Origin of the sequence: Staphylococcus sp. HMSC077D08 (assembly GCF_001837945.1) — a bacterium.
In the GTDB taxonomy this organism is placed as follows: Bacteria; Bacillota; Bacilli; order Staphylococcales; family Staphylococcaceae; genus Staphylococcus; species Staphylococcus epidermidis.
Genome location: NZ_KV834820.1, coordinates 2,280 through 28,840, shown reverse-complemented (window position 1 = coordinate 28,840; position 26,561 = coordinate 2,280). Strand labels below are relative to the sequence as shown.

38 protein-coding genes and 1 riboswitch are annotated in these 26,561 nt (G+C 29.1%); of the genes, 17 read left to right on the top strand and 21 right to left on the bottom strand.

The genetic code is table 11. The annotated features are described in order from the left end of the window. The first annotated feature begins 3 nt into the window (after positions 1-3). Positions 4-864 (top strand): polyprenyl-phosphate transporter PopT, encoded by an 861-nt coding sequence (locus HMPREF2663_RS09920; protein WP_070593320.1) that lies wholly within the window; start codon positions 4-6, stop codon positions 862-864. Between the two features lie 64 nt (positions 865-928). On the opposite strand, the gene HMPREF2663_RS09915 is transcribed toward HMPREF2663_RS09920, so the two are convergent. The 8 genes from HMPREF2663_RS09915 to HMPREF2663_RS09875 all read right to left on the bottom strand — a co-directional run bounded on the left by HMPREF2663_RS09915 (position 929) and on the right by HMPREF2663_RS09875 (position 6,366). Further along, positions 929-1,120, bottom strand: a complete 192-nt coding sequence (locus HMPREF2663_RS09915; protein WP_001831967.1) for a CsbD family protein — start codon at positions 1,118-1,120, stop codon at positions 929-931. Between the two features lie 603 nt (positions 1,121-1,723). Then, positions 1,724-2,536: a MetQ/NlpA family ABC transporter substrate-binding protein gene (locus tag HMPREF2663_RS09905; protein ID WP_070846351.1), complete on the bottom strand. Its 813-nt coding sequence runs from the start codon at positions 2,534-2,536 to the stop codon at positions 1,724-1,726. 20 nt (positions 2,537-2,556) lie between these two features. Next, complete coding sequence (locus tag HMPREF2663_RS09900; RefSeq protein ID WP_002446013.1) at positions 2,557-3,252, bottom strand: methionine ABC transporter permease; 696 nt, start codon at positions 3,250-3,252, stop codon at positions 2,557-2,559. After that, the gene (locus HMPREF2663_RS09895) at positions 3,245-4,270 is read right to left on the bottom strand and encodes a methionine ABC transporter ATP-binding protein (protein WP_002457215.1); all 1,026 of its coding nucleotides are present in this window, start codon (positions 4,268-4,270) and stop codon (positions 3,245-3,247) included. Before HMPREF2663_RS09895 ends, HMPREF2663_RS09900 begins: the two co-directional genes overlap by 8 nt. Positions 4,271-4,363: 93 nt before the next feature. Continuing rightward, positions 4,364-4,466, bottom strand: a riboswitch (SAM riboswitch). Positions 4,467-4,523: 57 nt separating this feature from the next. Beyond that, positions 4,524-4,820: a thioredoxin family protein gene (locus HMPREF2663_RS09890; RefSeq protein ID WP_070593322.1), complete on the bottom strand. Its 297-nt coding sequence runs from the start codon at positions 4,818-4,820 to the stop codon at positions 4,524-4,526. Beyond that, a complete protein-coding gene (locus HMPREF2663_RS09885; RefSeq protein WP_002457216.1) occupies positions 4,813-5,199 on the bottom strand; it encodes a toprim domain-containing protein in 387 nt (128 codons plus the stop codon). The genes HMPREF2663_RS09890 and HMPREF2663_RS09885 overlap by 8 nt, the downstream gene beginning before the upstream one ends. A 259-nt stretch (positions 5,200-5,458) precedes the next feature. After that, the gene (gene gcvH, locus HMPREF2663_RS09880; RefSeq protein WP_002475964.1) at positions 5,459-5,839 is read right to left on the bottom strand and encodes a glycine cleavage system protein GcvH; all 381 of its coding nucleotides are present in this window, start codon (positions 5,837-5,839) and stop codon (positions 5,459-5,461) included. Between the two features lie 173 nt (positions 5,840-6,012). After that, a complete protein-coding gene (locus HMPREF2663_RS09875; RefSeq protein ID WP_002446009.1) occupies positions 6,013-6,366 on the bottom strand; it encodes an arsenate reductase family protein in 354 nt (117 codons plus the stop codon). Between the two features lie 143 nt (positions 6,367-6,509). Between HMPREF2663_RS09875 and HMPREF2663_RS09870 the strand changes: the two genes are divergently transcribed. After that, positions 6,510-6,833, top strand: coding sequence for a thioredoxin family protein (locus HMPREF2663_RS09870; RefSeq protein ID WP_002446008.1), 324 nt, complete (start codon positions 6,510-6,512; stop codon positions 6,831-6,833). A 175-nt stretch (positions 6,834-7,008) separates the two neighbouring features. On the opposite strand, the gene HMPREF2663_RS09865 is transcribed toward HMPREF2663_RS09870, so the two are convergent. Both HMPREF2663_RS09865 and aroD read right to left on the bottom strand, forming a co-directional pair. Continuing rightward, complete coding sequence (locus HMPREF2663_RS09865) at positions 7,009-7,551, bottom strand: nitroreductase family protein (RefSeq protein ID WP_002475966.1); 543 nt, start codon at positions 7,549-7,551, stop codon at positions 7,009-7,011. Between the two features lie 80 nt (positions 7,552-7,631). Next, positions 7,632-8,348 (bottom strand): type I 3-dehydroquinate dehydratase, encoded by a 717-nt coding sequence (gene aroD / locus HMPREF2663_RS09860; RefSeq protein WP_002475962.1) that lies wholly within the window; start codon positions 8,346-8,348, stop codon positions 7,632-7,634. 160 nt (positions 8,349-8,508) lie between these two features. On the opposite strand from aroD, the gene HMPREF2663_RS09855 reads away from it, so the two are divergent. Both HMPREF2663_RS09855 and HMPREF2663_RS09850 read left to right on the top strand, forming a co-directional pair. Continuing rightward, positions 8,509-8,931, top strand: coding sequence for an organic hydroperoxide resistance protein (locus HMPREF2663_RS09855; protein ID WP_002457221.1), 423 nt, complete (start codon positions 8,509-8,511; stop codon positions 8,929-8,931). 405 nt (positions 8,932-9,336) lie between these two features. Beyond that, positions 9,337-9,837 carry a GNAT family N-acetyltransferase gene (locus HMPREF2663_RS09850; RefSeq protein WP_002446003.1) on the top strand — a complete coding sequence of 167 codons (501 nt, stop codon included), beginning with the start codon at positions 9,337-9,339 and terminating at the stop codon, positions 9,835-9,837. Positions 9,838-10,107: 270 nt separating this feature from the next. On the opposite strand, the gene HMPREF2663_RS09845 is transcribed toward HMPREF2663_RS09850, so the two are convergent. Continuing rightward, positions 10,108-10,695: a histidine phosphatase family protein gene (locus HMPREF2663_RS09845; RefSeq protein ID WP_002490737.1), complete on the bottom strand. Its 588-nt coding sequence runs from the start codon at positions 10,693-10,695 to the stop codon at positions 10,108-10,110. A 213-nt stretch (positions 10,696-10,908) separates the two neighbouring features. On the opposite strand from HMPREF2663_RS09845, the gene HMPREF2663_RS09840 reads away from it, so the two are divergent. After that, positions 10,909-11,145 (top strand): hypothetical protein, encoded by a 237-nt coding sequence (locus HMPREF2663_RS09840; RefSeq protein ID WP_002446001.1) that lies wholly within the window; start codon positions 10,909-10,911, stop codon positions 11,143-11,145. On the opposite strand, the gene HMPREF2663_RS09835 is transcribed toward HMPREF2663_RS09840, so the two are convergent. Further along, positions 11,137-11,340 (bottom strand): sterile alpha motif-like domain-containing protein, encoded by a 204-nt coding sequence (locus HMPREF2663_RS09835; RefSeq protein ID WP_002446000.1) that lies wholly within the window; start codon positions 11,338-11,340, stop codon positions 11,137-11,139. The two genes, HMPREF2663_RS09840 and HMPREF2663_RS09835, sit on opposite strands and share 9 nt — an antisense overlap. A gap of 402 nt (positions 11,341-11,742) precedes the next feature. Here HMPREF2663_RS09835 and tsaA point away from each other — a divergent pair, with 402 nt between their 5' ends. From tsaA to lnsA, 3 genes are all read left to right on the top strand, one after another. Further along, positions 11,743-12,000 carry a type II toxin-antitoxin system antitoxin TsaA gene (gene tsaA / locus HMPREF2663_RS13115; protein ID WP_002445999.1) on the top strand — a complete coding sequence of 86 codons (258 nt, stop codon included), beginning with the start codon at positions 11,743-11,745 and terminating at the stop codon, positions 11,998-12,000. 24 nt (positions 12,001-12,024) lie between these two features. Beyond that, positions 12,025-12,213, top strand: a complete 189-nt coding sequence (gene tsaT / locus HMPREF2663_RS09825) for a type II toxin-antitoxin system toxin TsaT (protein ID WP_002445998.1) — start codon at positions 12,025-12,027, stop codon at positions 12,211-12,213. A gap of 189 nt (positions 12,214-12,402) precedes the next feature. Continuing rightward, entirely contained in the window at positions 12,403-12,957 is a 555-nt protein-coding gene (gene lnsA / locus HMPREF2663_RS09820) for a lipoprotein N-acylation protein LnsA (RefSeq protein ID WP_002490730.1), read from the top strand. Between the two features lie 57 nt (positions 12,958-13,014). On the opposite strand, the gene HMPREF2663_RS09815 is transcribed toward lnsA, so the two are convergent. Further along, positions 13,015-13,248, bottom strand: a complete 234-nt coding sequence (locus tag HMPREF2663_RS09815; RefSeq protein WP_002445996.1) for a hypothetical protein — start codon at positions 13,246-13,248, stop codon at positions 13,015-13,017. A 213-nt stretch (positions 13,249-13,461) separates the two neighbouring features. Between HMPREF2663_RS09815 and HMPREF2663_RS09810 the strand changes: the two genes are divergently transcribed. The 3 genes from HMPREF2663_RS09810 to HMPREF2663_RS09800 all read left to right on the top strand — a co-directional run bounded on the left by HMPREF2663_RS09810 (position 13,462) and on the right by HMPREF2663_RS09800 (position 14,840). Further along, entirely contained in the window at positions 13,462-14,208 is a 747-nt protein-coding gene (locus HMPREF2663_RS09810; RefSeq protein ID WP_070593324.1) for a poly-gamma-glutamate hydrolase family protein, read from the top strand. Positions 14,209-14,306: 98 nt separating this feature from the next. Then, entirely contained in the window at positions 14,307-14,591 is a 285-nt protein-coding gene (locus HMPREF2663_RS09805) for a hypothetical protein (protein WP_001829635.1), read from the top strand. Between the two features lie 24 nt (positions 14,592-14,615). Further along, the gene (locus tag HMPREF2663_RS09800) at positions 14,616-14,840 is read left to right on the top strand and encodes a hypothetical protein (protein WP_002474944.1); all 225 of its coding nucleotides are present in this window, start codon (positions 14,616-14,618) and stop codon (positions 14,838-14,840) included. 618 nt (positions 14,841-15,458) lie between these two features. Here HMPREF2663_RS09800 and HMPREF2663_RS09795 read toward each other — a convergent pair. Then, positions 15,459-15,659: a cold-shock protein gene (locus tag HMPREF2663_RS09795; RefSeq protein WP_001829681.1), complete on the bottom strand. Its 201-nt coding sequence runs from the start codon at positions 15,657-15,659 to the stop codon at positions 15,459-15,461. Between the two features lie 896 nt (positions 15,660-16,555). Between HMPREF2663_RS09795 and HMPREF2663_RS13235 the strand changes: the two genes are divergently transcribed. Beyond that, a complete protein-coding gene (locus HMPREF2663_RS13235) occupies positions 16,556-16,630 on the top strand; it encodes an epsilon family phenol-soluble modulin (protein WP_095658922.1) in 75 nt (24 codons plus the stop codon). A 396-nt stretch (positions 16,631-17,026) separates the two neighbouring features. Here the strand turns inward: HMPREF2663_RS13235 and HMPREF2663_RS09790 are convergent, their stop codons facing one another. Beyond that, positions 17,027-17,968, bottom strand: a complete 942-nt coding sequence (locus tag HMPREF2663_RS09790) for a cation diffusion facilitator family transporter (protein WP_070846349.1) — start codon at positions 17,966-17,968, stop codon at positions 17,027-17,029. A gap of 285 nt (positions 17,969-18,253) precedes the next feature. Here HMPREF2663_RS09790 and HMPREF2663_RS09785 point away from each other — a divergent pair, with 285 nt between their 5' ends. Both HMPREF2663_RS09785 and HMPREF2663_RS09780 read left to right on the top strand, forming a co-directional pair. Further along, the gene (locus tag HMPREF2663_RS09785) at positions 18,254-18,757 is read left to right on the top strand and encodes a YagU family protein (RefSeq protein WP_002487167.1); all 504 of its coding nucleotides are present in this window, start codon (positions 18,254-18,256) and stop codon (positions 18,755-18,757) included. 1,463 nt (positions 18,758-20,220) lie between these two features. Next, on the top strand, positions 20,221-20,637 hold the full coding sequence (locus HMPREF2663_RS09780) for a VOC family protein (RefSeq protein ID WP_070593329.1): 417 nt from the start codon (positions 20,221-20,223) through the stop codon (positions 20,635-20,637). A gap of 218 nt (positions 20,638-20,855) precedes the next feature. On the opposite strand, the gene HMPREF2663_RS09775 is transcribed toward HMPREF2663_RS09780, so the two are convergent. Continuing rightward, positions 20,856-21,200: a DUF4260 domain-containing protein gene (locus HMPREF2663_RS09775; RefSeq protein WP_038813099.1), complete on the bottom strand. Its 345-nt coding sequence runs from the start codon at positions 21,198-21,200 to the stop codon at positions 20,856-20,858. A gap of 224 nt (positions 21,201-21,424) precedes the next feature. Here HMPREF2663_RS09775 and HMPREF2663_RS09770 point away from each other — a divergent pair, with 224 nt between their 5' ends. Further along, complete coding sequence (locus HMPREF2663_RS09770; protein WP_002474948.1) at positions 21,425-22,732, top strand: TrkH family potassium uptake protein; 1,308 nt, start codon at positions 21,425-21,427, stop codon at positions 22,730-22,732. Positions 22,733-23,148: 416 nt separating this feature from the next. Here HMPREF2663_RS09770 and HMPREF2663_RS09765 read toward each other — a convergent pair whose 3' ends face one another. Then, a complete protein-coding gene (locus tag HMPREF2663_RS09765; protein WP_002457237.1) occupies positions 23,149-23,886 on the bottom strand; it encodes an amidohydrolase family protein in 738 nt (245 codons plus the stop codon). Positions 23,887-24,369: 483 nt separating this feature from the next. Between HMPREF2663_RS09765 and HMPREF2663_RS09760 the strand changes: the two genes are divergently transcribed. Both HMPREF2663_RS09760 and HMPREF2663_RS09755 read left to right on the top strand, forming a co-directional pair. Then, positions 24,370-24,837 (top strand): hypothetical protein, encoded by a 468-nt coding sequence (locus tag HMPREF2663_RS09760; protein ID WP_002457238.1) that lies wholly within the window; start codon positions 24,370-24,372, stop codon positions 24,835-24,837. An 11-nt stretch (positions 24,838-24,848) separates the two neighbouring features. Next, positions 24,849-25,202 carry a hypothetical protein gene (locus tag HMPREF2663_RS09755; RefSeq protein WP_002457239.1) on the top strand — a complete coding sequence of 118 codons (354 nt, stop codon included), beginning with the start codon at positions 24,849-24,851 and terminating at the stop codon, positions 25,200-25,202. A 98-nt stretch (positions 25,203-25,300) separates the two neighbouring features. Here HMPREF2663_RS09755 and HMPREF2663_RS13110 read toward each other — a convergent pair whose 3' ends face one another. The 4 genes from HMPREF2663_RS13110 to HMPREF2663_RS09745 form a co-directional block, all read right to left on the bottom strand. After that, positions 25,301-25,426, bottom strand: a complete 126-nt coding sequence (locus HMPREF2663_RS13110) for a hypothetical protein (protein ID WP_020366806.1) — start codon at positions 25,424-25,426, stop codon at positions 25,301-25,303. A gap of 188 nt (positions 25,427-25,614) precedes the next feature. Next, positions 25,615-25,677: a hypothetical protein gene (locus HMPREF2663_RS13105; protein WP_229378760.1), complete on the bottom strand. Its 63-nt coding sequence runs from the start codon at positions 25,675-25,677 to the stop codon at positions 25,615-25,617. A gap of 170 nt (positions 25,678-25,847) precedes the next feature. After that, the gene (locus tag HMPREF2663_RS09750; RefSeq protein ID WP_002490761.1) at positions 25,848-26,234 is read right to left on the bottom strand and encodes a DUF1433 domain-containing protein; all 387 of its coding nucleotides are present in this window, start codon (positions 26,232-26,234) and stop codon (positions 25,848-25,850) included. Then, on the bottom strand, positions 26,224-26,561 hold a 338-nt coding region (locus HMPREF2663_RS09745), incomplete at its 5' end, for a DUF1433 domain-containing protein (RefSeq protein ID WP_176746342.1). The genes HMPREF2663_RS09750 and HMPREF2663_RS09745, both read right to left, overlap by 11 nt.

Genomic DNA, 26,561 nt, shown 5'->3' with positions numbered 1-26,561 from the left:
ATTATGAAAAAATTCAAATGGATAAATATATTTAAAGGTTTTGGTATGGGCACAAGTGATCTCGTCCCAGGTGTAAGTGGAGGGACTATCGCTTTATTACTTGGAATTTATGAAGACTTTATTAGCTCAATTAGTGGTTTGTTTTCAAGACGATTTTGGCCTAGCTTAAAATTTTTACTACCTATTTTAATAGGAATGCTAATAGCTATAGGACTATTAAGTCAATTATTTAATTATTTGCTTAGTCAACATCATATTCCTACTATGTTATTTTTTACAGGTTTGATTCTCGGTATCATCCCTTATTTATTAACCGTCTCTAATTTCAAAAAAAATTTCAGTATAATACATTATTCTATTCTATTATTAGGTATTGCTATTATAGTCGTTTTCGCATTGCTTAATAATGGGGACAAGCATACAGGTGAAACACTTACTTTATCTTTCAGTCTTATCATTAAATATTTTATCGCAGGTGTTTTCGCTTCAAGTGCTATGTTATTACCGGGCATTTCTGGATCATTTATGTTACTTGTCTTCGGAGTATATGGGACGCTAATGTATGCCATCTCTGAACTACTTCATTTTAATTTAAATGCATTACCTATCATATTAATAGTAGGTTTCGGTATTGTCACTGGATTTATGATTTCAAGTCGATTAATTCAATATTGTCTACATCAACACCCTACAATGACCTTTGCTTTGATAATAGGCTTTGTGATTGGATCGTTGTATGCAGTTTTTCCTGGATTCCCGAAAGACTTAATCCAATGGATCATATCATTTTTCCTATTGGTCACTGGCTTCTTAGTAAGCTATGTTCTTGGTAAAATTACAGCAAAAAATGAAGCATCATTTTGATATATACACAAACAAGCCCTCATATACCTTAGAGTACATGAGGGCTAAATTATAAGGACTATTATTAGTCACCTTTATTACCTTTAAATTTATCAATAACGTCATTTGCTTTTTCTTTAACGTTTTCTACAGCTTCTTTTGCTTTACCAGAAGCTTTGTCACCTTTACCATCTTTTTCTAATTCTTTATTATCAGTAGCATTACCTACTGTTTCTTTAATATTACCTTTAGCTTGTTCAAATTTATCTTCAGCCATTTAAAATTCCTCCTTATGCTTAACTTATTAATATTGTTACCCTCTTATTTATGAGCTAAACATCTTTTATGAATTTTTTTCACATACAGATGATTTTACGAAAGAAACTATAAATTTACAGTAGATTATAGTATATTGAATATAAAATAATTATAAGTTGGGTTGGTATATTTTATGAAATTTATTACTATTAAAGCGATTACTGAAAAAGGGTTAGATAAAAAAAGTAAATCAATTTTTAAAATCACATCCACAAATTGAAATTATCAAATTTGATTACCAAATGGGATATAGCGGTGTAAGTGTTGGTATTTTATACCGTGATAATATTTAAATAATTATAGATATGTTGTGCGTATAAAGACCATTGGCTTTACCTCTTACAAAGCTTCCTATTCTAAAAATATGGCTAGTGAATAATAGTCATTGTTAGATAACTATAATCACAGAAAAATGTTTATGGAAGTTAAAATGTCTAACAAAAGTGAGTTAAAAATTAAAGGTTCAATAGCAAAAAACACGTAAATGATTTTATATTAAATCATCTACGTGTTTTTGTATAATCATGTGACAAACGATTAAATATTATTAATTGTTTGCTATTTACTTAGCAGGTACGACAGCTCCATCATACTTATCTTTAATATAATCTTGAATTTCTTTAGATTGTAGCACTTCCATTAATACTTTGATATTTTTATCATTTTTATGACCTTTTTTAACTGCAATTAAATTTGCATATGGGTTATCTTTAGGAGATTCTAAAGCAATCGAATCTTTTTTAGGACTTAATTTTTGGTCAATCGCATAGTTAGAATTAATGATTACTGCGTCAGCGTCTTGATTTTGATAGATTTTTGGTAAATATTCTGCTGATTGTTTGTTGTTAAATTTAATATCTTTTTTGTTTTCAGTTATGTCATCAAATTTAGCATTTTCAATTTTAACGCCTTTTTTAAGTTTAATAAGACCTTCATCTACAAAGAATTTTAAGAAACGACCTTGTTCAGCTGGGTTATTTGATACATATACTGTTGCACCTTTAGGTAGATCTTTTAAGCTTTTATATTTTTTTGAGTATACAGCCATAGGTTCTAATTCAACATTCCCAGCCGATTCAATTTTATACCCTTTTTCTTTACTTTCAGTATTTAAATATGGTGTATGTTGGAAGAAGTTCGCATCGATTTCACCTTTGTCTAATAATTTATTAGGCGTTGTGTAATCGTTAATTGGTTTGATTTTTAAATCATAACCTTTTTTCTTCAATAATGGTTTTGCTTTTTCTAAAATTTCAGCGTGTGGTGCTGGAGATGCACCTACTGTGATAGTTTTTTCCTTATCTTTACCTCCACCACATGCAGCTAAGGCAATCGTTAAAGCCAATACTAAAATAATTCCGAATAATTTTTTCATAGAATATAATCCCCTTTTCTTTAGCGTTTATCGATTTTATTTGTAAGCCAATCCCCTAGGAACTGGATTATAAATACAATAATTAAAATAAATACTGTTGAAACTAAAATGACATCATTTTGATTTCGAGTAAATCCTGTTAAATATGCTAAATTACCTAAACCACCTGCGCCAATAACACCTGCAATAGCTGTAGAACCTACCAAAGCAATTGCAGTAACGGTAATACCTGAGACTAATGCAGGCATTGCTTCAGGAAGTAGTACTTTTCTCACAACTATCCAAGTGTTCGCTCCCATTGACCAAGCAGCTTCTATAACACCTTTATCAATTTCTTTAAAAGCAATCTCGACCAATCTAGCGTAGAATGGCGCTGCACCAATAATAAGTGCTGGTAATGCACCAGTTGGACCACTGATTGTTCCGAGAAGTACACTTGTAAATGGAATTAACAGTAAAATTAATATGATAAATGGAATTGCTCTAAATAAATTAACAATGAATGACACAATCGTGTAGAAAATCTTAGCAGCCAATGAGTTACTTTTCGCAGATAAAAAGAGTAATACCCCTAATATAAGTCCAAAGACAAATGCAAAAAGTGTCGAAACAACAGTCATATATAGAGTTTCTAAAATTGCTTGCCAAACCTCTGGCCACTGAACATTCGGCATTGTCACCATTTCATGAAATATTTCACCGTAAGATTTACCCATGTCTTAGCACCTCCACATTAACGTGTTGTTCGTGAAGATTATGTTTAAATTGCTTGAAATGTTCCTCACTTATATGTGGTATGTGAATAACTAAAAATCCAAGCGAACCGTTTTTAGTATTCTTAATATCCGCTTCAAGAATATTCACATCTATGTTATGTGTCTTCGTCATATAAGATATGATAGGCTCAGTCGTATTATCACCAGTAAAGTTTAACCTCACAATATATGCATCATGATCTAATGGCTCCAAATACTCTAAAGAATCTTCAAAATCATCGTTTAAATCATCTTTCACAAAACGTTTCGTTACTTCATGTTGTGGATTCTCAAATACTTTACTTACCGCTCCTTGTTCAATAACTTTACCGTTTTCCATTACAGCAACTTCATCACAAATTCTTCGTATAACATGCATTTCATGTGTTATAAGTACAATAGTTAGATTTTGTTGTTCCCTTACCTTCAATAATAAATCTAGAATTTCATCTGTAGTTTGTGGATCTAATGCACTTGTCGCCTCATCACATAACAATACATCTGGATCATTAGCTAATGCTCTCGCAATACCCACTCTTTGTTTTTGTCCGCCTGATAATTCAGACGGATACGCACTTTCTCGACCTTTTAGACCGACAAGTTCAATAAGTTCCAATGCTTTTTGTTTAGCTCGACCACTTGGAACGCCAGCAATTTCTAATGGAAATGTTACATTTTTCAATACATTTCTTGACCATAGCAAGTTAAAATGTTGAAAAATCATACTCACCTTTTGTCGTTTTTTTCGTAACTGTGATTTAGATAATTGACTTATATTGTCTCCATCTATAATGATTTCACCTGACGTTGGAGATTCTAAGTTGTTAAACATTCTTATGAGCGTACTTTTACCAGCTCCTGAGAAACCAATCACACCAAAAATAGAGCCGGATTCAATGTTTAAATCAACGTGATCAACAGCAAGAACATCTTTGTCCTTGGTATGATAGCGTTTAACAATTTGGTTTAGCTTAATCACGTTAATAGCCTCCTTCTGTTGCTTAGTAATCAAATTAAAAATGCTTTCTCAATTTTTAGAAAATTTGAGAAAGCATTTGTTGAAATGTTCTTTCTCTCATCTTCTAAAGTTATACTTTATGTGAATTGGCACCATTTCTATTTTAGACGGTTGCCGGGCTTCTTAGGGCACATCCCTCCACCTCTCTCGATAAGAGTTAAAGCATTATTTAATTTGTATTAATCCTACCATCGTACTAATGTTTCGTCAATAATTATTTTAAATTTTCTAACAAATAAGTAACTGACTGAAATGCATAGATTCTTTTTATCTCTTCATCTCTACGCATAAGCAGCAATACAGGAACAGACATAATTTGTTTCTCTTTACTCCATTCAGGATGAAAATTAAGATCTATTTTTTTTATTGGCAATTGTAAGATTTCATTAGAAATATCCAACATCCTTTCAGAAATCTTACATGTTCCACACATTGGTGTATAACCAAATATGAGATGTTTATCTTTATTAAAATTAACAGTTATGTCTTCAATATCCTTCAATTTATTCATTTACTAAAACTAGCCTTTCAGTTTTTAAATTATTCATAAGTTTCTTTTCTTTTTTTACATTAAAACCATATCTACTTAATACATGTGCTAAATAATTTTTGGGGCACTTAGCAACTTCACAAAACGTTTTATCAACATAAATATGTTCACTTTCGCTTAAATAACGTTTAAACCATTTTCTAATTTTTTCACCCTCATCATCAGAATCGGCAAGAACATAAACTTGTTTGTCATAAAGTGTTTCTATCATGTTGTCTATCTTATCTATACTCATAGTGCCATGTGTACAAATGATGTTTACAGGTTCAGCGATCACTTGTTGTACTCTCTTCTTATCCGATTTACCTTCGACAATAATAACCTTATTTACAATAGCCATGTCAATCCACCTTCTAAGCGTCAAAGTAACTGTCACTATCATCATTCACAAAATCCCCAAAACCTAAACATTTAGTGACACTACAATTTTCAATTGCTAGTGTCACTTATGCTTGAGCCTTGCTCAAACGTTCCTCTTTTTTACTGCAATTTTCAATTGTTAGTGTCACTCATGCATGAACCTTGGCTTACGTTTCTGATTAAAGTTATTTCTTCTAAAAAAACTCCTTGATTAAATCTAATCGAGGAGTTTGTAATCATTATTCACCAATCATTTCTGAGTATTGATCTGCTGATAATAATTCTTCTAATTGACTATCGTCACTAATTTCAATTTTAACCATCCATGCTTTTTCGTATGGTGATTCATTTACAAATTCTGGGCTATCTTCCAATTCTTCATTAACTTCAACAATTTTCCCAGAAATTGGCGCATACAACTCTGATACTGTTTTTACTGATTCAACACTACCGAATGTGTCACCTTCATTTAATTCATCTTCAGTTTCAGGTAGCTCAACAAATACGATATCACCTAATTCGTTTTGTGCGTATTCTGTAATACCAATTGTTGCTACATTATTTTCAATTTTAACCCACTCATGCTCTTTAGAATATTTAAATTCGCTCGGTACTGCCACGAAAATCCCCTCCTGATTAATTTAATTACAATTTAATGATGCCACACACATATTATTCATTCAACTATTATTACAAAGAATAAATGAATTAAAATTCGTTTTTAAATATACAAAACACCATTTTAATTTATATTTTTTTATTAATGTTCACTTTCTCTAATTTAATATCACACCTATAACCATTGGTGTTGATACTCATTTTCTTTAAATCCTAAAGTCAAATGGTTACCAGAGATAGCTAATGGACGTTTAACCAACATTCCATCTGAAGCAAGTAGTTCTAGTTTTTCATCATCAGACATATTTTTAAGTTTCTCTTTTAAATTTAATTCGCGATATTTGATACCATGTGTATTAAACAACTTATTAATATTCACACCCGTTTTATCTACGATATCTTTGAATTCTTTTTTAGTCGGTGTATGTTGAACAATATCAATAGATTCAAAATTCACATCGTGCTCATCTAAAAACTTTGCAGCTTTTTTGCACGTTGTACATTTGGGATACTGATAAAATTTAATCAATTACCTTTTACCTCCTTCTCTCTATTAACTTAAATATATCATGATATTTAATTGAACGCTTTAATTTTCAAGCTAATATTTTTGTTAATGTGCAGTCATTCGTTATAATAAGTTTACCAAATTACAAAAAGGAGTAGATAGTGATGAAAAATATTCATCAAACTGAAGAATTTAATTCTACTATTGATAGTACCGATCCAGTAATTATCAAGTTTGAAGCCGACTGGTGTCCAGATTGTAAAGCGATGGATATGTGGATAGATCCGATTGTTGAAAAATATAATAATTATCAATGGTATGTGGTCGATCGTGACGAATTAGAAGATGTAACAACTGAAAATGATGTTATGGGTATCCCAAGTATTTTAATATTCCAAAATGGTGAAAAATTAGCCCACTTGCATTCAGCAAATGCTAAATCACCTGAACAAGTTGAATCATTCTTGTCTGAACATTTAGATCAATAATATTTAACCAAAAAACCTGAGACATTATCAAACGTCTCAGGTTTTTCTTGTATTATTCGTCAGTAACTAAAGTAAATACTTCTGTTTTCAACTCTGTTACTCATTGTCACGGTGAAACGATAAACACAAATTACATCTCACCTATTTTTAATACACGCTCAATATCACGGATGATTTATTCAAATTCGGTAATAAGATTTTTATTTTTACGTTTAGCCTTAGTTGGTACTTCTTCTAAATCAGTAAGATACAAAAATCCTGCTAATATTTCATTATCTTTTACACCTAAGACTTTTCGTATTTTAGGATCAAAGATATATTGTGGCGACTTCCAACAAGTACCAATGCCCGCTTCGTATAAAAGTAACATTAAATTTTGAGCAAACGCTCCAAATGCAAAATAATTTTCACGACTTTGACGTTGTCTTGGATCATCTTTTAAAATCAACAACAACATGCCACCCAAATTTGTTACTGCATGAAAGTGATTCTCTCGCTTTTCAGGACTATCTGGAAAAGCAAATCTTGTGATATCCCTACTAAAATCACCGAGTTTATCTTTTGAAATATGAACCAATCTCCATGGTTCTCTCATACCATGATTTGGAGCGTCAGCAGCTTTATATATTGCATCGTAAACCGTTTGATCATCAACCACCATATCGTGTTTAAATTTTTTGACGCTTCTACGATTAGATATAGCTTCTTGTAATTCCAATGTATTTCGCTCCCTTTATTTTATACATGATAACCATTATCAATTATAAGATACATTGTTATTGAATTCAAACTTACAAGTTAATCCTCATAAAATGAAACCAAGGATTTTAACTTAGAGACATGTATCTGTCCCGGTGCTTGTGGTTCTTCTATGCAACCATAAGACAGCGTTCCACCAAATACGCCTTGAGCAATTCGGCTGACTTTACCCAAACTAGACATCGATATACCGACAATTCGGCATGATGTGTGCTTCGCTGTCAGTGACATGGCTTCTAATAAATGTAACACGTCCTCTTGACTTTTAGGCATAACCGCAAGCTTTAAATAATCAGGATTGAGCTTTTGCATTTTAAAGTAAATAAATTTAAGTTCATCTAAAGCCGGTGTTTCTTGAAAATTATGATGCGAAAGAACAACTTCAAGCCCTTTTTGTTGTGCACGTTGAACAAGAAGCATATATTTTTCAATATTGACGGCACTGCTCCACTCAATATCAATCATATCAAATTGTGGGCACTCGATTAATTCACCTAATATATTTAAATACTCTTGCTCATTTACAGCTCCTTTCCCCCCTTGAATTGAAGTTCTATATGTTACTAATATTTTCAAATGGAATATTTTTAATTGCTTAATCACTTCCTTTAATAATGCCTTATTAAAGGATGGCCATTGGTCAATGCGCAATTCAACGATATCTATTGATTTCTCGTTTATTTTTATATCATTGAGTAAAGTTTTAGAAAGCTTTTCTTCTGGTGCAATTGTCGCCGCGATATCTACATGGGTCATTCTATCCCTCATTTCGTACACTATAGTAATTTTATTTTATATGATTTTCTTTCATTCATACAAATATCTCTAAACTTATTATTAAAATTTCAAATGAATGATTAAGTTCACCTACTGTTGGGTATCAATAAAATACATACATTTTGAGGAGGTAATAATGATGGCAGTTCAATATGAAACTAAAGCAACTAACGTAGGTGGACGTAAAGGTCATGTCCATACTGACGATAACGCAATAAATGTAGATGTATTACCACCACAACAAGCTGACGGTAAAGCGACTAATCCAGAACAATTATTTGCTGCAGGTTACGCTTCATGCTTTAATGGTGCATTTGATTTAATTTTAAAACAAAATAAAGTGCGCGATGCTGAACCTGAAGTAACGTTAACAGTACGCTTGGAAGATGATCCAGATGCTGAAAGCCCAAAACTTAGCGTTGATATTCATGCAAAAGTTAAAAATGTTTTATCACAAGAAGATGCTGAAAAATATTTACAAGATGCGCACGACTTTTGTCCGTATTCTAAAGCTACACGTGGCAATATCGATGTAAACTTAAATGTTGAAGTAGTAGAATAATATTTTATCGATTAATTATATTCTTCACCCACAATTTGTGCTATCAAATTGTGGGTGTTTTTTATTACTTTTTAAATTTCTTATGTTATCAATCTTGCTTATTTAATTAGTATTTATAACATACTTTTCAATAATTTTTTGTAAAGATTCAAAATATACCTTTCGTTTTTTCAAAATATTGATAAAATAAAATGTGATAAATTCATTTCAAAGTTATCATTTCTCAATTGCCAAAAATATAAAATGGATTTTAAAAACGATTTTTAAATATATTGTTAATAATGTTTTTTATGGTAACAAAACGATTATTGCGTATTTTTAATAATTCTTTTATTATGTATTTAATAAGTCTTAATTTCAAAAATCATTTTTTATTTATGTTATTTCTTTTAATGGGAGGTCACCATGAACAATATCCGTTTATTGAATCAAAACGATTTGGATTCCTATATTGAATTAATGAAATTTGGTCACCATAACTATGAATGGGATCGTTACTATTTAGAAAATGTTGGCATTGATAGACTCAAAACTATCCTGTCTAATCATACTGATTATTGGAATATATTTGGTGCTTTTGAAGATGATGAACTTGTTGCAACATGTACTTTAAAACAAATGAATTATGTAGGTAAATGCCACAAAGCTATTCTTGAAAATAATTTTGTTAAAAATAATGATGAAATTGTTAACCGAGAATTAATTAATCATATTATTCAATACGCTAAAGAACATAACATTGAAACATTGATGATTGCTATTGCATCAAATAATATAAGTGCTAAAGTGTTTTTTAGTTCTATAGGTTTCGAAAATCTTGCTTTTGAAAAAAACGCTAGCAAAATTGGCGATGAATATTTTGACGAAAATTGGCTCATTTATTCAACAACTGAGTCATCAGAATAAAATACTTATATTTACCTTTTAAACATTTTCATTATTAAGTCCATACATGGAAATAGTACTTTTTGATGATGAGTTTATATGGATATTTAAAATGACTACTTCAAAAATCAGTAACTCAAAACATATATTATTTAAGTGATTCCCATATACAAAAAGTTTAAAAATTTAGCCTCCAATGAAATTACACAAATCATTTGAGGCTATGTTAATTTTTCTGTAGTTATTGAACAATTAACGTACGCATATTATTAAAACTATCTTGTAAATAAACTATTTTTTAATGGGATTAATTATATCTTTAAATATAAATTCTTCTCCATCGTATTCAAATTTTACAATGTTACAATTTCCTATTTCAAATTTACTTCCCCTATCATACCCTAATATATTTCTTACAAATAAACCAATTGTGCTACCATGACTCACTGCTAGAATCGTCTCTCCATCTGTTGTATCCATCATTTCATAGAGTGCTCGATTAACCCTTTGTTCAACTTCAGATCTTGATTCTCCTTCAAATGGTACAACAGCATCACCATACAAATATTTAGGTTGTTTAATAGCTCTTAATAACTCGATACTTTCCCCTTCAAATAATCCAAATCCCCACTCTTTAAGATCTTTTACACACCAATATTGTTGGTTTGGCACAGTGTTCTCTAACGTGTCACGTGCTCTTTGTTGTGGTGATGAATAAAGATAGTCAAAATGAATATTTTTCGTTTTAAAATATTGTTGTGCTGCATTCGCTTGTTGTACACCTAAAGCAGTCAAAGGTGAGTCACTAGCCCCTTGTATTTTACCTTTTAAGTTAAATACTGTTTGACCATGTCTCATTAGATATAATGTTTTAACCAACTGTAAACACCTCTACAATCATTATTTAATATATTCACCAAATTATACACCGATCATTTTTTATGACACTTTTATTTAATCACTGCCAAATTACAAAGTAAACCAATGATTTAAAAAGTTAGAAATCTTACAATTTAAAAGCTGATTGTTTAATAAAATTTGTTTAGGGTATAACTTAACATTAGATTTACATGTAATAAAGGAGGATTAATAATGTCTGCTCATAGTCAATGTAACTATGTCAATCCTAATTCAATTTCTTTAGATTGGGAATGTTTAATTATAAGCAAAACAGATATGCTACTTGATGGTGTACCTAAAGAATTAATTAATACTTGGTTAGATCAAAATGTTATCGAGCCGTTTTGTGTTCGTAATAATGAAATAAACTTTAAAACTAAAGATGTTTGGAATGCGCTTAAGACCCATAACTGGTATTATTCAAATTAATTGATATAAACTAATTGCACGATTTGTACTTTCGATTAACTGACGATCATTATAATTAAGAAGCACATAAGTTCTTATAGAATTATTGTTTTTCTCTTCCTTTGGGAAACCAGCATCATTTAAAATGTATTGTGCTAAATGGCCTAGTGGTGTATCGTCATTGATAAATCCTAAAATAAAATCATAAAAAGACATTTGATTTCAGCCCCTTTTTAAAGTGTTAAAACACTTAAGTCACCTACTTATATACTTTCACCTATTAATCATACCAAATTACTCGATTTTTTTATGTGCAAAAAGTTCTTTTTTGCACTATTTACATAAACTTTTTTGTTAATAATGATAATTTTCATTTATTATGTCTCTTGTGATGAAATTACAATTGTTAAAGGTTTAAAAACAACTATAACATTATATCGATTCATATATATTATAAAGTATTACTAAATTTTTCACCATAAGAACGTCGATAATGTGTATGTCTCAAATAAAATATTTTTTATTAAAGGTAATATATTTACCTGTATGAAATAAATGATATTATAGTATATAAATAACTTAGTTCTATCAAGCAGTATCTAATGAGGTGTAACACCTATGAAATTAAACAAAGCAAATGTATTCAACTTGATATTCACCATTTTATTTTTTACATTTAACATTCTCATAACCTATAACGCAAATATTGATTATAAGTTATGGTTAATACCTGGTTTAGCAATTTGTGGCTTTGCTCTTTTTTCAAGCTTGACCTTAGTAATTATCTATAGTGATTTATTCAGTGAAATATTATTTTTTATCAACATTATCTTAGCACTATATTATATTTATCCGATTTTTTATGAATTTGTCTAAATTTTTGATTAGGGAGGGGTATCAATGAGCTTACATTTCCAAATTTTGCTGTGGCTTTCTATCTTATTTATCATCGCAGGAACGATATTATTGGTAACAATGCTTAAAACTAAAAGAGAAGAACGAAAAGAATCTTATCTAGGTTTTACTGTAATTTTCTTAATCTTTGGTTTTGCCATCTTAATTTATACTTTTATATTCGGAATTTTATAATATGTAGAAATAGAATCACTTCTAGTGAAAAGGCATTATACTATATTATGCATCTCAAAAAGATAAACAATGTATTCTTTTTGAGATGCTTTTTAATAGCGTGATTATGATTTACTAAATTATATTTGATGTAAATCAATTATTTTTGTAACTAGCTTTATGAAACATTTAAGGAGCTTCTATAAATATATGAAATTAACATCTAAAAGCATATACTTAACATTTATATTTTTTATTTTTAGTCTCATGTTATTTACCAACCAAAGTTTTGCAAATGATAATAAAAGTTTTCAGCTAAAACCAGGTGATATTATTATTACAAAAGGTCCTGTTTTAAATGGTTTTTTTGGTCACTGTAGTTTGGCAATTGATCATGACACTGTACTTCAAATTGAAGGCCCCGGGGATAAACCATTAACGGAAGATTTTGAATCTTATCGTGACAGATATGGAAAAGGTAAAAATGAATGGATAAAAGTCTATAGATGTTCACACCCTAACGCTGGATCAAAAGCAGCTCAATGGGCAAAGAATCATTATGAGAACAGTGATAGCGAATATCTTGTTACACTCAACTTAAAAAGCAAAACATTTACATATTGCACTAAAATTATATATCAAGCATATAAATACGGGGTAGACAAAAATTCCGTAAGTGATCACGGTTTATATATTATTTCACCCTATGCGCTAACAGATAATTTTACAGATGAATATAAATTAAAATTAGTAAAAACATATTAAAAATCCCGATGGTAACGTGAACTTATTCCGTTTTCACATTACCATTGGGATTTATAGTCATCCTTCTTTAAAAAAGTTAATAAATTGGTCTTGCTTATCAATAAGTTCTAAATAGGAAATTGAACTAAACGGTATAATACGTGTACAATTTTTACATGGATAAATAATAACTTCGTTTTCATAATCAACATGAATATCATTCTCTAATACAATTCTCTTATTCCCAATAACAACGACAACTGCTTTGAAACTATCATCATTCAAGTATTTTTTTAATAGATTTTTATTCATCACACCATCACATCCCTTTACTATAAATTACCACATTATTGTTAAAACAATGTGAAGATTTTGAATTCTTTTATTTTATTAATTAGTATCCATTCAAAATGGGTATAGAAAATATATAGTAAAAATTTAGTATATAATAATTAAATGGAATTAAATTTATAACCTTATTAAATATTTAAGAATATTTATTGTTTATATAAAAAAGGAGTTACTATGAGAAACAAAGACAATCAGCATTCGAGATTATATTATATTATTTTGACAATCGTTATTATCGCAATTTGTGTTGTTGTTGTAATACTTTTTAATACTTTAAAGACAAACCGTTCTCATTCTACGGATAGATACGCAGATTTTACTGAATTAAAAAAAGATACGATAAAAAATAAAGATTGGCGTATTAAAACAAAACACCGTAAAAATAAGGATATTTTAGTCACTGCAATTCACGGTGGAGGTATCGAACCTGGTACGACTGAAATTGCACGACGTATTTCCAATGTTGGAAAATATAATTTTTATACCTTTGAAGGTCTTCGAAAATCTAATAACGATCAACTACATGTAACATCCACTCATTTTAACGAACCTATATTAGATAAGTTACTTAAAAACACTAAAGAAACATTATCTATACATGGATTCTCTGGAGATGACCCTATTGTTTATATCGGAGGTAAAGATAAAGAGATGTCTCACTCTATCGCAAAAGAATTGCGTAAAAAAGACTTTACTGTAAAAGAAAGTCCTAACAGAATCGATGCAAAGTCATCAGATAATATAGCTAATAAAAATGAATCTAATTCAGGTGTCCAATTAGAACTCACGACTGCATTGCGAAAACAGTTTTTCAAACATTATAAATTAGATCGACATACACGTAGTGATTCAGATAAATATACTAAAGATTTTTACAAATTTGCGAACGCAGTGCAAAAAGGTATCGAAAAGGTAAATTAAATTTTAAAATAAATATTGTAATGCTTAAAAAAATTGCACTTACTTAAAATCTAATAAGTGGAATAATATTTATTTAATATAGTCGGAGGCAGATTTTGATGGAAAACCTTACAAAAGAACAAAAATATACAATAGCTAAATTTTATAAATTATATATGGAAAGGTCTAATGCGGGGCAACCAGAAGAAGAAGCTAATCATTTTAAAGATTCTGTAACGGCACAAGATGATTATTTTTGTGATAGAAAATATGAAGATTTCATTCATAACTGTAAAGTCTTAATAAATGAAGGTTACTTAGATGGCGAGGTTGAAGATAACAAAATATATAATATTCAGGTTACAACAAAAGCTTTTACAGAAATTGAGCGTAGCTTTGGTTAAAAAATTACAAGTAAGGTGATGAATATGAAAGACTGGACAATTAACAATCACTCCAAACGACAATTGATTATTCAAAACAATCATGATGATATTTCGATTATAGAACCATTGCGAAATGGTTCTTTTAAAATACTTGCTGAATTTAATGCCTTAAATACAGATTACATTCAAATTTATGACCACACACTTGTTGTTTCTATACATGAGAAAGAGATTAGTGTGTTTGATCGATCGTCACAGTCAATTTAAAGTAAGTAACTATTTAATTTATAATTGTTTCAATTATTATTTAGAAGATTTTTAAAAAGCACATCACTTTAGAGCAATTTAGTTAGATATAAATATATTTTTGTGATAACCTATACATGTTACACTCTGTGAGTGTTTAACATTACTTCTTGTTATCGCCGTGCAGACTTTAATTTTCGTCATTATTAAAGTAACTGCATTGGCGTTTTTTTATTTCAAAAAGGTTTTTACTACAAATATAATAGAATTAACATTTAAAATATAGTAATCGTTATAAAACAACTACACTTTTCATTGCTATCTTTTATTTAATTTTATGATCTTATGGTATACATCAATCATCATCATAGATAAACTTGCTCTAAAACAAAACCAAAAAAAGTATATTAATAAGTATAAATCAACAATAAAAAAAGAATTACACACAAGAAATTCTATAAAATGCAACGTGGAAAGCTATATAGAGAATTTTAATAGAGATGTTTTATAGACATAACAAATTGATATTCGAACTACCAGTTGAAGATCTGACTAAAGGACTGAATATTAATTTAATTATCAACAAAAAAAGCCTAAGACAGTTATTTCTGTCCTAGACTTAGTAAAGATATATAATTATTACATCTTAACAACGTTTGCAGCTTGTTCTCCACGTTCTCCTTCGACAATATCGAATTCAACGCTTTGGCCTTCTTCTAAAGATTTATAACCATCCTCAACGATTGCTGAGAAATGCACGAATACATCTCCGCCATTTTCTCTTTCGATGAAACCAAACCCTTTTTCTGCATTAAACCATTTAACTGTACCGTTATTCATATAGAATACCTCCACGTGCTTTTGCACTAAATATTTGTAACAAATCCATTAATTAAAAGAGAATATTCTATAAAAATAATTCCACAATCAACTTCACGTACTTTATTACTTAATCACTACTATACGCTTATTTTTGGAAAAGTAAAGTATTTTCTATATTTTATAAATTTTAGAACTCTCAATAATGTCAAAAGCTATATAAATAAGGTATTGTACAGATTAATAGTTTATTAAAACTCAGAATCAAAATGAGCTTTTCATAAAATCATAAATACATTTAACGATTAAGAACTATATTATTTTCTTACATTTATTTTTTTAACAGCGTGGCAATTAATATTACTATTTACGCAAACTTAAACTTTTAATCAAATAAATCAAATACAATGTAACTGTAATCAATTGAATTGGAGGTGTACTTCATGTTTATTTTTGATTTATTAAATAAAGGTGTTCAATTTTTTAAAGATGTTTTTAAAACTGATGAAAAATAATCAAAGCCTTTAAGAGAACAATTAATAATTAAACCTTTAGGCATTTTATCTCACACGACTACATTACAAACACATTTATATCAATCATTTTCAACTGTTAGGACATAACGTATTGAATTTTACTTGAATGTTCTACATGTTAAAAAGTTAGGGAAAGAAATACAATTCTTCAAGAATTTTTTCTTTCCCTACTTTTAAAACATTAATCCTTATCAAACATATAATAATTATAAAATACATAAATTATATCATATTTTTCGAAACAGAAAAGAATTCAAAGTTATTTTGTTTTTGAAATTATTTTACACTTAAGAATATTTTTTGATTACTTTAGAACTAGAAACCCAATTACTTTAGTTCAATACTATAATTTAGTTAACAAATACATAGGAGGTGAGTCACATGTTCATCATTAACTTAGTTAAAAAAGTTATCTCTTTCATCAAAGGTTTATTCGGTAATAACGAAAACGAATAATATTAAACTATTCTCTACTCCGCCCCTCCTGTTAGAGGGGTTTTTTACGTTAATGATTGTCTGACGCTGAACATAGCTCAATCAATACTATTCAAAATTCAACTTCAAAAAAGCACACTGAAAAATGAAGTAGAACTATAGTCATAACGGCAGAATTATTAATAGAATTAGTGAAAATATTTCTACAAACGTTATCAAGTTTCATCACAAAAAGACATAAAGATAAAACTTGAATAATAAAATTTAGTATCCAATGGCTATAAAATAATGCTCATCAAACTTTATTTGGGAGTCCTTTTAATTCATTAAGATAAAGTTATATAACTAGAGTGTAAGTAACTTTTTCATACACATTATTTATGCAAAAAAACTCTTAATCAGTAAAATACTACTCCCCTATTCTTGAAGTTGTTTGAAATAATCCTCATCTAAATGATTGAGGTTTATATTTTCAATTTGAAGTGTTACATGTTCTAAACCGTATTGTGTTTTTAACAAATCCGAAACTTTATTTATTGTAGCATAAGGCGATTTAATGTAGTCATCACTTAGTACAACATGTGCACTTAAAGAACTTTGATTCGTTGTAACACTCCATAAATGGAATTCATGAATATCTATCACGCCTTCAACATCTTTCATTGCTCCCATAATTTCATCTGCATCATATCGATCCGGCACACGCTCCATCAGAACTTTTGAAGCATTTTTAATAATTTTGTATCCTCCTCTTAAAATAATCAATGAAATGAGAATACTAATAATTGGGTCAACAATGTTCCATCCAGTAAAATGAATCAACACAAACGCCACAATAATACCTAAAGAATTTAATAAATCACCAATGAAATGCCATAATGCACTTTGAATATTAATATTATTCTCTTTTTTTAGAGAAATCATTAAAATGATGGTCAATACGATATTGGCAATTAAACCAATAAACGCAATTAGAATCATAATGCCACTTTCAACAGGTCTAGGGTGTATAATTCTCATGATACCCTCATACATAATTCCTAGTGAAATAACAATAAGTGCTAAGCCATTGAGAAAAGCTACGATAATTTCCAAGCGTAAAAAACCATATGTATAGTTCTTTGTAGGCGGCTTGCTCGAGAAATAAATCGCTACCATTGATAAACCTAATGCTAGAACATCACTTAGCATGTGAAATGAGTCAGAGAGTAACGCTAGTGAATTTGACACAATACCTCCTACTAACTCAACTACAGTGAATATCATAGTAATAACTAAAGATAACCATAATGTAATTTTTGAGCTACTTTGAAACTTTCTATGTTCAATGTGGTGAAAATAATCAGGTTTATTTTCCATGTTTTTCCTCCATCTTTTTACATCTGTTTAATTTTAAAGTTATTATACCCTTAATCTCATTTAAATAACTTAAATGAGTATTCGTTTGTAACTTCTCTAACTTTTTATAACTCAATTTTTTAATATGTTATAAAACTAACATTTCCTTTAAATTAAAGTTCATATTATTTAAACATTTAAAGGACATAAAAGTAATATAATTAGGTTGAATTCTATTAAAGTTTCTCTTTTTAACAACGCTAATGGTGTTTAAATATAAATGAGGAACATAAGGAGACATGCAAAATGAATCATCAAAAAAATCAGAGTAGGTTTAAACTACTAATAGCTGGCATAATAGCAGGACTTTTATCTGGTGTAGTCAAACTAGGTTGGGAGGTAATGTTCCCACCCCGAACACCTAGTAGAGATGCCACTAACCCACCTCAACAACTCTTACAATTACTAGGTATTCCGTCAGATATAACCCATCTCACATACAATTTTTCTGAGCATGCATTACCTTGGATAAGTTTTATCGTACACTATAGTTTTTCTATCGCTATTGCAATCATCTATATTTATATCGCAAAGAAATATACAAAAATCACATTAGGTTATGGTGCTTTATTTGGTATAGTTATTTGGATCGTTTTTCATTTAATCTTAATGCCGATGATGCATGTCGTACCTAATGCTTTTAATCAACCATTTTCAGAACACCTATCAGAATTTTTCGGACACATTGTTTGGATGATGGTTATAGAAATGGTCAGAAGGTATTTCTATAATATTCAACTAAATAATTAATTAATGAGACACAAAGTTCCAAAAGAATTGCATTTTTGTATTCATTTGGAACTTTTTTATTTCCTAACGTTATAGACAATATAGTATTGATACTTTCATGATTTCACATTCCCCTTATTACATATAGTAATAAACAATCATACTATTTTTTAAATCATATGTTAATGACAACATTTTATATTCTCTATAATACAGTAGCAATTAATCCTAATATTGTCGGTTATAAATTTACATTGTATACTGTGTTTTATATAAGAATAAATATGGAATACGTTTGTTATTTTCGTTTCGCTGTTCAAATTAATAGTTATATAAATTTAGTATTTGGAGAAATTACTAATGAAAGTTAAAGCATTAGTTGTTTTTCTTATCAATATCACTATTCTTAACGGCATGTGGTCTAAACTCCAAATATAGCTCAGAAAAAATATTGAAATGAGAAGTCAAAGTAAAAACAAAGCATCTCAAGCTTAAGAATTACAATGAATAAGTTCATTGAACATTACTACAGTGATTTATGATTCTTAAAAGCTCTCAAAATACAATTCAAACTCAAGAACAAGCTATTGATGAAAGTAATAATTCTAAAGATACTCAATATAATCAAAATTCAAATACCATTTCAACAATTTGCAATAACAACCTGAGTACACGCCAAATAACAAATATATGAACATGCCAAATCAAGAATGGATAAATAATACTAGGAATGGACTATCTTCTAGTAAGAGACAAATTCGTGACGAAATTCTCAATGGTAATTACGAAGGAGATGACGCACAGAAAGTTCTAGATGCAAATAATTATTACAAAAATTAAAAATTTACATTTAGTTCAACTAAATAGAAAGAGGTTTATATGTTATACGTAATTATAGGCTTTTTTATAATAGGAATCGGACTATATATTTTTAGTTTCTTTTTAGCACAAAATCAAGGATTATCTTATAAAAGTCATTGCAGAAATTTTTCTGCAGTTTTTATATCACTCGGTGTATTATGCTTAATGGGATATCTCGTTCATTATATATCTAAACACTATTTAGGCATATAGTTATCTCAACCAACTACACTTACCAACAAGCGTAATTTTTTTAATTGAGCGAAAGATAAGGGCCAACGTTTTATGTATAGACGGATAAAATCTATTATTTAATGTATAGCTCTTTTTTATTTAATCATCTCAACATACACGATATTATTTATTACTATTTTAGTCACTATATATGTCTTACCTTTAATACCAACTTTTAATGTTTAAAGATATAACCATCATGGTTTGCTCATAACTACATTTATTAAAATAATCGCATTGAAAATATCACTTAAGATACTTCAACAATGCCTTCTAGAATCAGACTAAAATTAACAGTTGATATTATCGACTTCATTTGTTTTATCGTCCTTGACATTGACGTTACGTTATAGATTAAAGTTGATCTTACCAATAAAGGAGGATTAACTATGGAATTATATAGTATGCCTATGTTTAATAAAATGTTAGTTAACGACATAGAGAAATCATCAGAATGGTATCAAGAGAATTTAGGTTTTAAAAGTATTTTTAAATTTAAAAATGAACAAAATCAAATTTTAATGGAACATTTACGATTAGCAAAATATCAAGATATAATGTTAATTTCTGGCAAGCAGTTTGAGGTCGGTAATGCAGTTTATACAAATATACTTGTACCAAATATACGAATTTTAAAACAACGAATATCTTCTCAATATATCGTGGAAGACCTTGAAGAAAAACCATGGAATTCTATTGAAATGACAATTAAAGATTTAGATAATCATTTAATTACGCTTACACAAAGTAACATAAGAAATGAAGAGTTTAATGCCTTGATGCAACATACTTCAAAAACTTTTTAAACTATAAGCTAAATCTCCTAGACAATAATTATTGTTTAGGGGATTTTATTTATAAACAGTCATTAATTAAGTTAAAAGTATAATAATATCACGCATTTTATTTCTAATTTAATGAGGTAATTCAAAAAATTTAATAATCACTCTCCATTACTGTATTATATTAAATCGTTAATACCATTGATTTGTATAACTTGGAATATCTATTCAGAAAACTATGATTATATCTTTTGTATTGTCGTTTTATCAGTATCTGATGAATATTTAAGTCTGAAACCCATAGTTCTATCCATACTAATATGAGCTAACCATATTAAAGCAATCTGTAAAAGTAACTTTTCATCAATGTATAAATATAATAGCGCGATAATTATAGGTATGATACACGTATGTCCAATATTGTAGACATAACTACCTGTTTTTCTATTAATCACATATCCTAACATAAAAATATCTGGAACTAATAGTAAAAGTAAAAACAGCCATATAGAAAATTCTAATTTAAAATAAACAGCGATTGTGATTATAAATATAAATGCATTTTCCAACTTAATTACACTACGCATATTAACCCCCACTTTACTTTGATGTATTTTAATTGAATACTTACTACTACAATTTTAAAAATTATCACTTATTCAGGCTAAGCATCTTTTTAAAGCTAATATCGTGCTTATGCTCACTGTAAATAGTAAATATTTAAAAACTTTAACAAGTTATTACACTTTAAAATTCACTTATGATATTATCATCTTTGTTATATAACTCATATAAAGAATGGTGGAAATTTATGAGCAAAGTAAATAAACCTTTATATTTCTATCTTATGTTATTTCTGTTGACAACTTTAATTGGTGCTTTTCTACTCTATTTGCCCTATACAGGAAGGAAACCCATTAACTTTATTGACGCATTGTTTGTAGCTTCTAGTGCATTCACAGTAACTGGTCTATCACCAGTTGATGTCGGAACACAATTTAATATTTTTGGGGAAATCATTATCTTATTACTTATACAAATTGGTGGATTAGGTATTGTTACAGTAGCAATGCTAACTCTCATCTTTTTAAATAAGAAAATATCAATTAACAATAGAATTTTATTTATGATTACTTGGAATATTGACGAACCCGGTGGTGTAATTAAACTTATTAAACATCTAGCCATATACAGCATCGCCACTGAATTATTTGGTACACTTTGTCTATGTTTATCGTTTATTCCAAAATTTGGTATAGGTAAAGGTCTATTTTTAAGTCTATTCACTTCAGTTTCCGCATTTAACAACGCAGGATTCGCCCTTTTTAAAAACAACTTAATCGACTTTTCAAATGATCCGGTAATCATTATCACTATTCCAATACTTATCATTTTGGGAGGCTTGGGGCATTTAGTTGTGGTTGATTTGTGGAACGCCAAAAGTTTTAGAAAATTATCCCTACACTCTAAACTCGTGTTAACGACCACTGGTTTATTAATTTTGATAGGCACAGTTTTCTTCTTTTTACTAGAAAATCAAAACTCTATGTTACACATGGGATTAATTGAAAAAATAGGAAATGCATTTTTCCAATCAGTGACAACAAGGACTGCAGGATTTAACACAATTGACGTTGGAAACATTAAAACACCTACAGCTTTATTACTTATGGCTCTCATGTTTATTGGAGGTGCACCATTGAGTGCTGCAGGTGGTATAAAAGTTACAACTTTTGTTGTTGCAACAATCGCTATTTTTAATACAATACGCAAAGAAAAAAATAACTCTATATTTAATCGAGAAATATCAGAAAGATACATACAGTTGTCTTTCGTAACTATTCTCATTTCTATTGCATTTATCGGTATGGTTACGTTTATACTTACCATAATCAATTCCAATATACCTTTAATCAAAATACTCTTCGAAGTCGTATCAGCATTCGGTACAGTCGGTCTCACTATGGATTTAACTTCCGAATACTATAATTGGACTGAGTTTATTATTATTATCGTAATGTTATGTGGTAAAATTGGATTACTGAATATTAGTAGAGCCCTTGTTCCACCTAAAGACCCTAAAAATTATAGATATACAAAAGGACACATTCACCTATAATGAGTTCCAATTACTGTAGAGTTAATATTCAAGGGTTAAAAAATATGTACATAATTTCTAAGTTATTTAAAGCGTAATTGAAAGGATTTTAAGTTCTAAAATTTTAACTGTGAAAGGATATAGAAGCGCATTTGTTAAGTATAAACCTACAAAAGCGCTTCTTTTTTATTATATAAAGAAGCCAGTAAATGAATTTATGAAAACTCATTTACTGGCTATTTTGCTAGGAATTATGTCCCAGCCTCTGTATAGTGGAGACGGCGGGAGTTCATTAAACCGTTTATCTATTGATATGATAATCGCTATAAGTATTGTCATATCAACGTTTACATTGACTAATCAGTTGTGTGTAAAATGGTAAAATTGAAAAAACAAAAGTAATTTGGGGCAAAGAATAGCAATAATTTTACATCAACTTAAATTTCTTTTATCCTATACCACTTCGTTGCATTTTTATAAAATATATTCTCACACTCTTCGTTAGTGAAATTATTTTCTATAATTTGAATATCATTCTCGTTAAACCTGTATGGTGCTCTGGTCGATGGTAAATCTGTACCAAACATTAGTGCTTCTGGATTAATATTATATATAGATCTCAAAGTATTGGGAATATCTAAATCAGTCCTGCTAAAGCCAGTAGCCTTTACTTTCACACCTTGTTCAACTAAATCAAGCATATGTGGTAATCCCTCTTTTGACAGCCCTAAGTGATCTATTGAAACTGCAGGTAACTTTTTAATAGTTGTTTTAATATCAGACAATTTCTTCGAATCAATATATAATTCTGTATGCCAGCCAACAACTTCATTTACTCTTTTTGCAAAATATTCAAGCTTTGATAAGTCTTCTGAACCACCACGTTTTACATTGAACCTCAAGCCAGAAACACCTTGATTATTTAAAAAAATCAATTCATCATCAGTAACAGAATGAGGCAATTGTGTTACTCCTACATAATTACCATTTAATTTATTTAATGTATCAATTAAGTATGACTGGTCAAAACCTTGAAAAGATCCTGAAACAATAGCGCCACCTATAATATTTAAAGAATTAACTTCGCTTTTATATTCAAGTGGCATATAACCGTTATTTTCATTTATTTGATATTCATAATCTATTATATGTAAATGAGCATCAAATTTTTTCATTTTTCTTCTCCTTTTTTAGAGTTACTTAATTAAAACTCTATCATATTAATAGAAAAAAAATTATTTAATATACAAATAAAAATCTAAATGTTGTTTACACCTTACTTCATCCACTTCTAAAACTCTGCAAAATGTTGCTTAAATTGATGTTTGTAGGAATATTACAGAGCGTTTATCAATCACTTAAAACACATAGTTACACAAGAATAAAACTCGATGCAACACAGTACGTTTCTCAGCGTAAAAAACGCCACAATTAAGTGGTGTTATCTATCTTGCTGTAAATGATCAATTAGAATTTTAGGGCACTTCTTTTTAAAATGACATACTCTCTCATTTAATGGTAGTGTTTTTTACATTAGACTACTAGGCATAGAACATAGACACTTACAAATTATTAAACTTTTTATGTTTGCTTAGTCTTATACTTATATTGCAAAGTTTTGTTTTTGCAAATTCACTATTAAAGGAGATCACTGTATAATGAAAATCACAAAAACTGTTGGATCACTAGTCTTAAGTGCTGTTTTATTAACATGTGTTTCACCTTTAGCAAGTGCAGAAGAACAAGTTCAAACGCAAAATAGCAATGTTCAACAACCTCTAGATAACAAGACAAATCAACAAACTAATGAAAACAAAAAAGATGTACAAACCTATGTAGGTGGGACATATCTTACTAAAAAAGCTATTAAGGGTATATTAAATAATAAAGGTAAATTAGTAGGTGTAGTTAAAACTTTTACTGGCAATCAAAAAGCAACAAATGCTGTTTCAAAAAATTTCGACGCAATTGATGCAGAACTACGACCTTTGTTAAAATTATCTAAAGTCCCAGCTAACTCAGTTGCTGATGCAGTGTATAGAGGATTAGTAGAAGCTGGCGTTAAAAAAGGCCTCGCTGGTCAAGTTAAAGTTGCAGTAAAAGAAGGTATTAAATTACTTGTTTAGGAGTGAAAATAATGTTTGAAAATAAAGATGATATAAGGTTACTATATCAAGCAGTTTCAGAACTAGCTGAAATCGTAGGACATCATCCTTACAATACAAAATCAATAAGTCTTTTATGTTTAGATTTAGGTATCACTCTAGATGAATTTGAAAAAGTATTTATGGCATTTATAAGGTTGTCTAATAACAAAAGTACTGATGATATGAACATTGAAGAATTTAAATCTATATTAATTGAAAATGTGGGTAAATATGACGAAATAACAGACTCTCAAACTTTAAGATTTATAGAAGGCTACGCTAGAAATTATATACCTGAATTATTACCATATGCAGAAAAGTTATATCTTGATTTAAGAGTATAAAAATAAGTGCTTAGCATTGATTTGCTAGGCTCTTTTAATTTTAACCCTCTAATAGAACATCATTTATAATTTTAGTTCTATTAGGATACTTTTTTCGTTTATTTCTCAGCATCTTCTATTTTCTTACGTGCGATTGATTCAGAGCGTTGTGCTTGTCCCACTTGTGATTGGAGTTGAGCATTTTGTTCATCTCGTTGTTTAAGTTGTTTCTTTAACTCTCGCAATTCTCGAACAGTCATCTCGTCTGGTGTTTTAGTTTCTCAATTTGACGTTATGTGTTCTTTGGTGCGTTCTGGTTCGGGGAGAGTTGTAATAAGATATAAAGCACTTGAACCTAAATTGTGGTACGTATCAGAATTTGGTAATTCTGATGAAACCTTCATAAATCTGTTATCAGTATTCCAATCTAAATTTAAATTTTTAACCACTTGCTAAATTCTCCATGTGCTAAATCATTTTCTTTAACATGTTTCAATCTGCGACCTATTTCAAATATCGATTGACCAGCAATGTTGTTCGTATTTCATGCAGTTATATTTACACTTTAAACATAGGTTACACAAGAATAAAACTCGATGCATCACAATACGTTTCTCAGCGTAGAAAACACCACTATGAGAAGTGGTGTAATCAATTTTTATTCGTTCAATTTTTAGATTGTTCTTTTTTGATTACTGAAACAGATTTTTCTTTAGACTTCATCATTGACTCCAATTCTGAACTTGTTGATAACACATCTTCAAATTGATAGTTATCAAATTGTCCTATGTGTGCAGTGAAAATTTTACCTTTATCGTTGTTTATGTAACCTATTATTGCATATCCATCCATTGGATTCTTCTTAATTTCTGTGAATTTAATAGCTTTGAAGTCTTTTACGTTATACTTCATATAAAGAGTAATTCTTTCTTTTTGTTTATCATAGTATTTCTCTTCTTGTTCTTTTTGTTTGTCATTCTTCATTTTTAAATAACCACTTGAACCTATAATTACAATTACTAGTATTAATAAAACTAGAGTTTTAATTTTCATTTTCTTTATTTTTCTCTTCTTTTTTTATTTCTGAAACTGTTTTAGGATTTTTAATAATTATTTTATCAAATTCTTCAGTACTTGAGTAATCTCCTTCAAATTGATTTTTTTCATCTAAATAAGCAGACGCAGTAAAGCTTAATTTTTTATTATTATTAATATAACCTTTAATTGCGTAACCTCCCATTGGATCTCTTTCGCAACTTGTAAAATCAATACTTTTGAAATCTTTAACATTATATTTCATATATAATGTTATCCTTTCTTTTTGTTCATCATAGTATTGTTGCTCTTTTTCTTTTTGTTTGTCATTCTTCATTTTTAAAT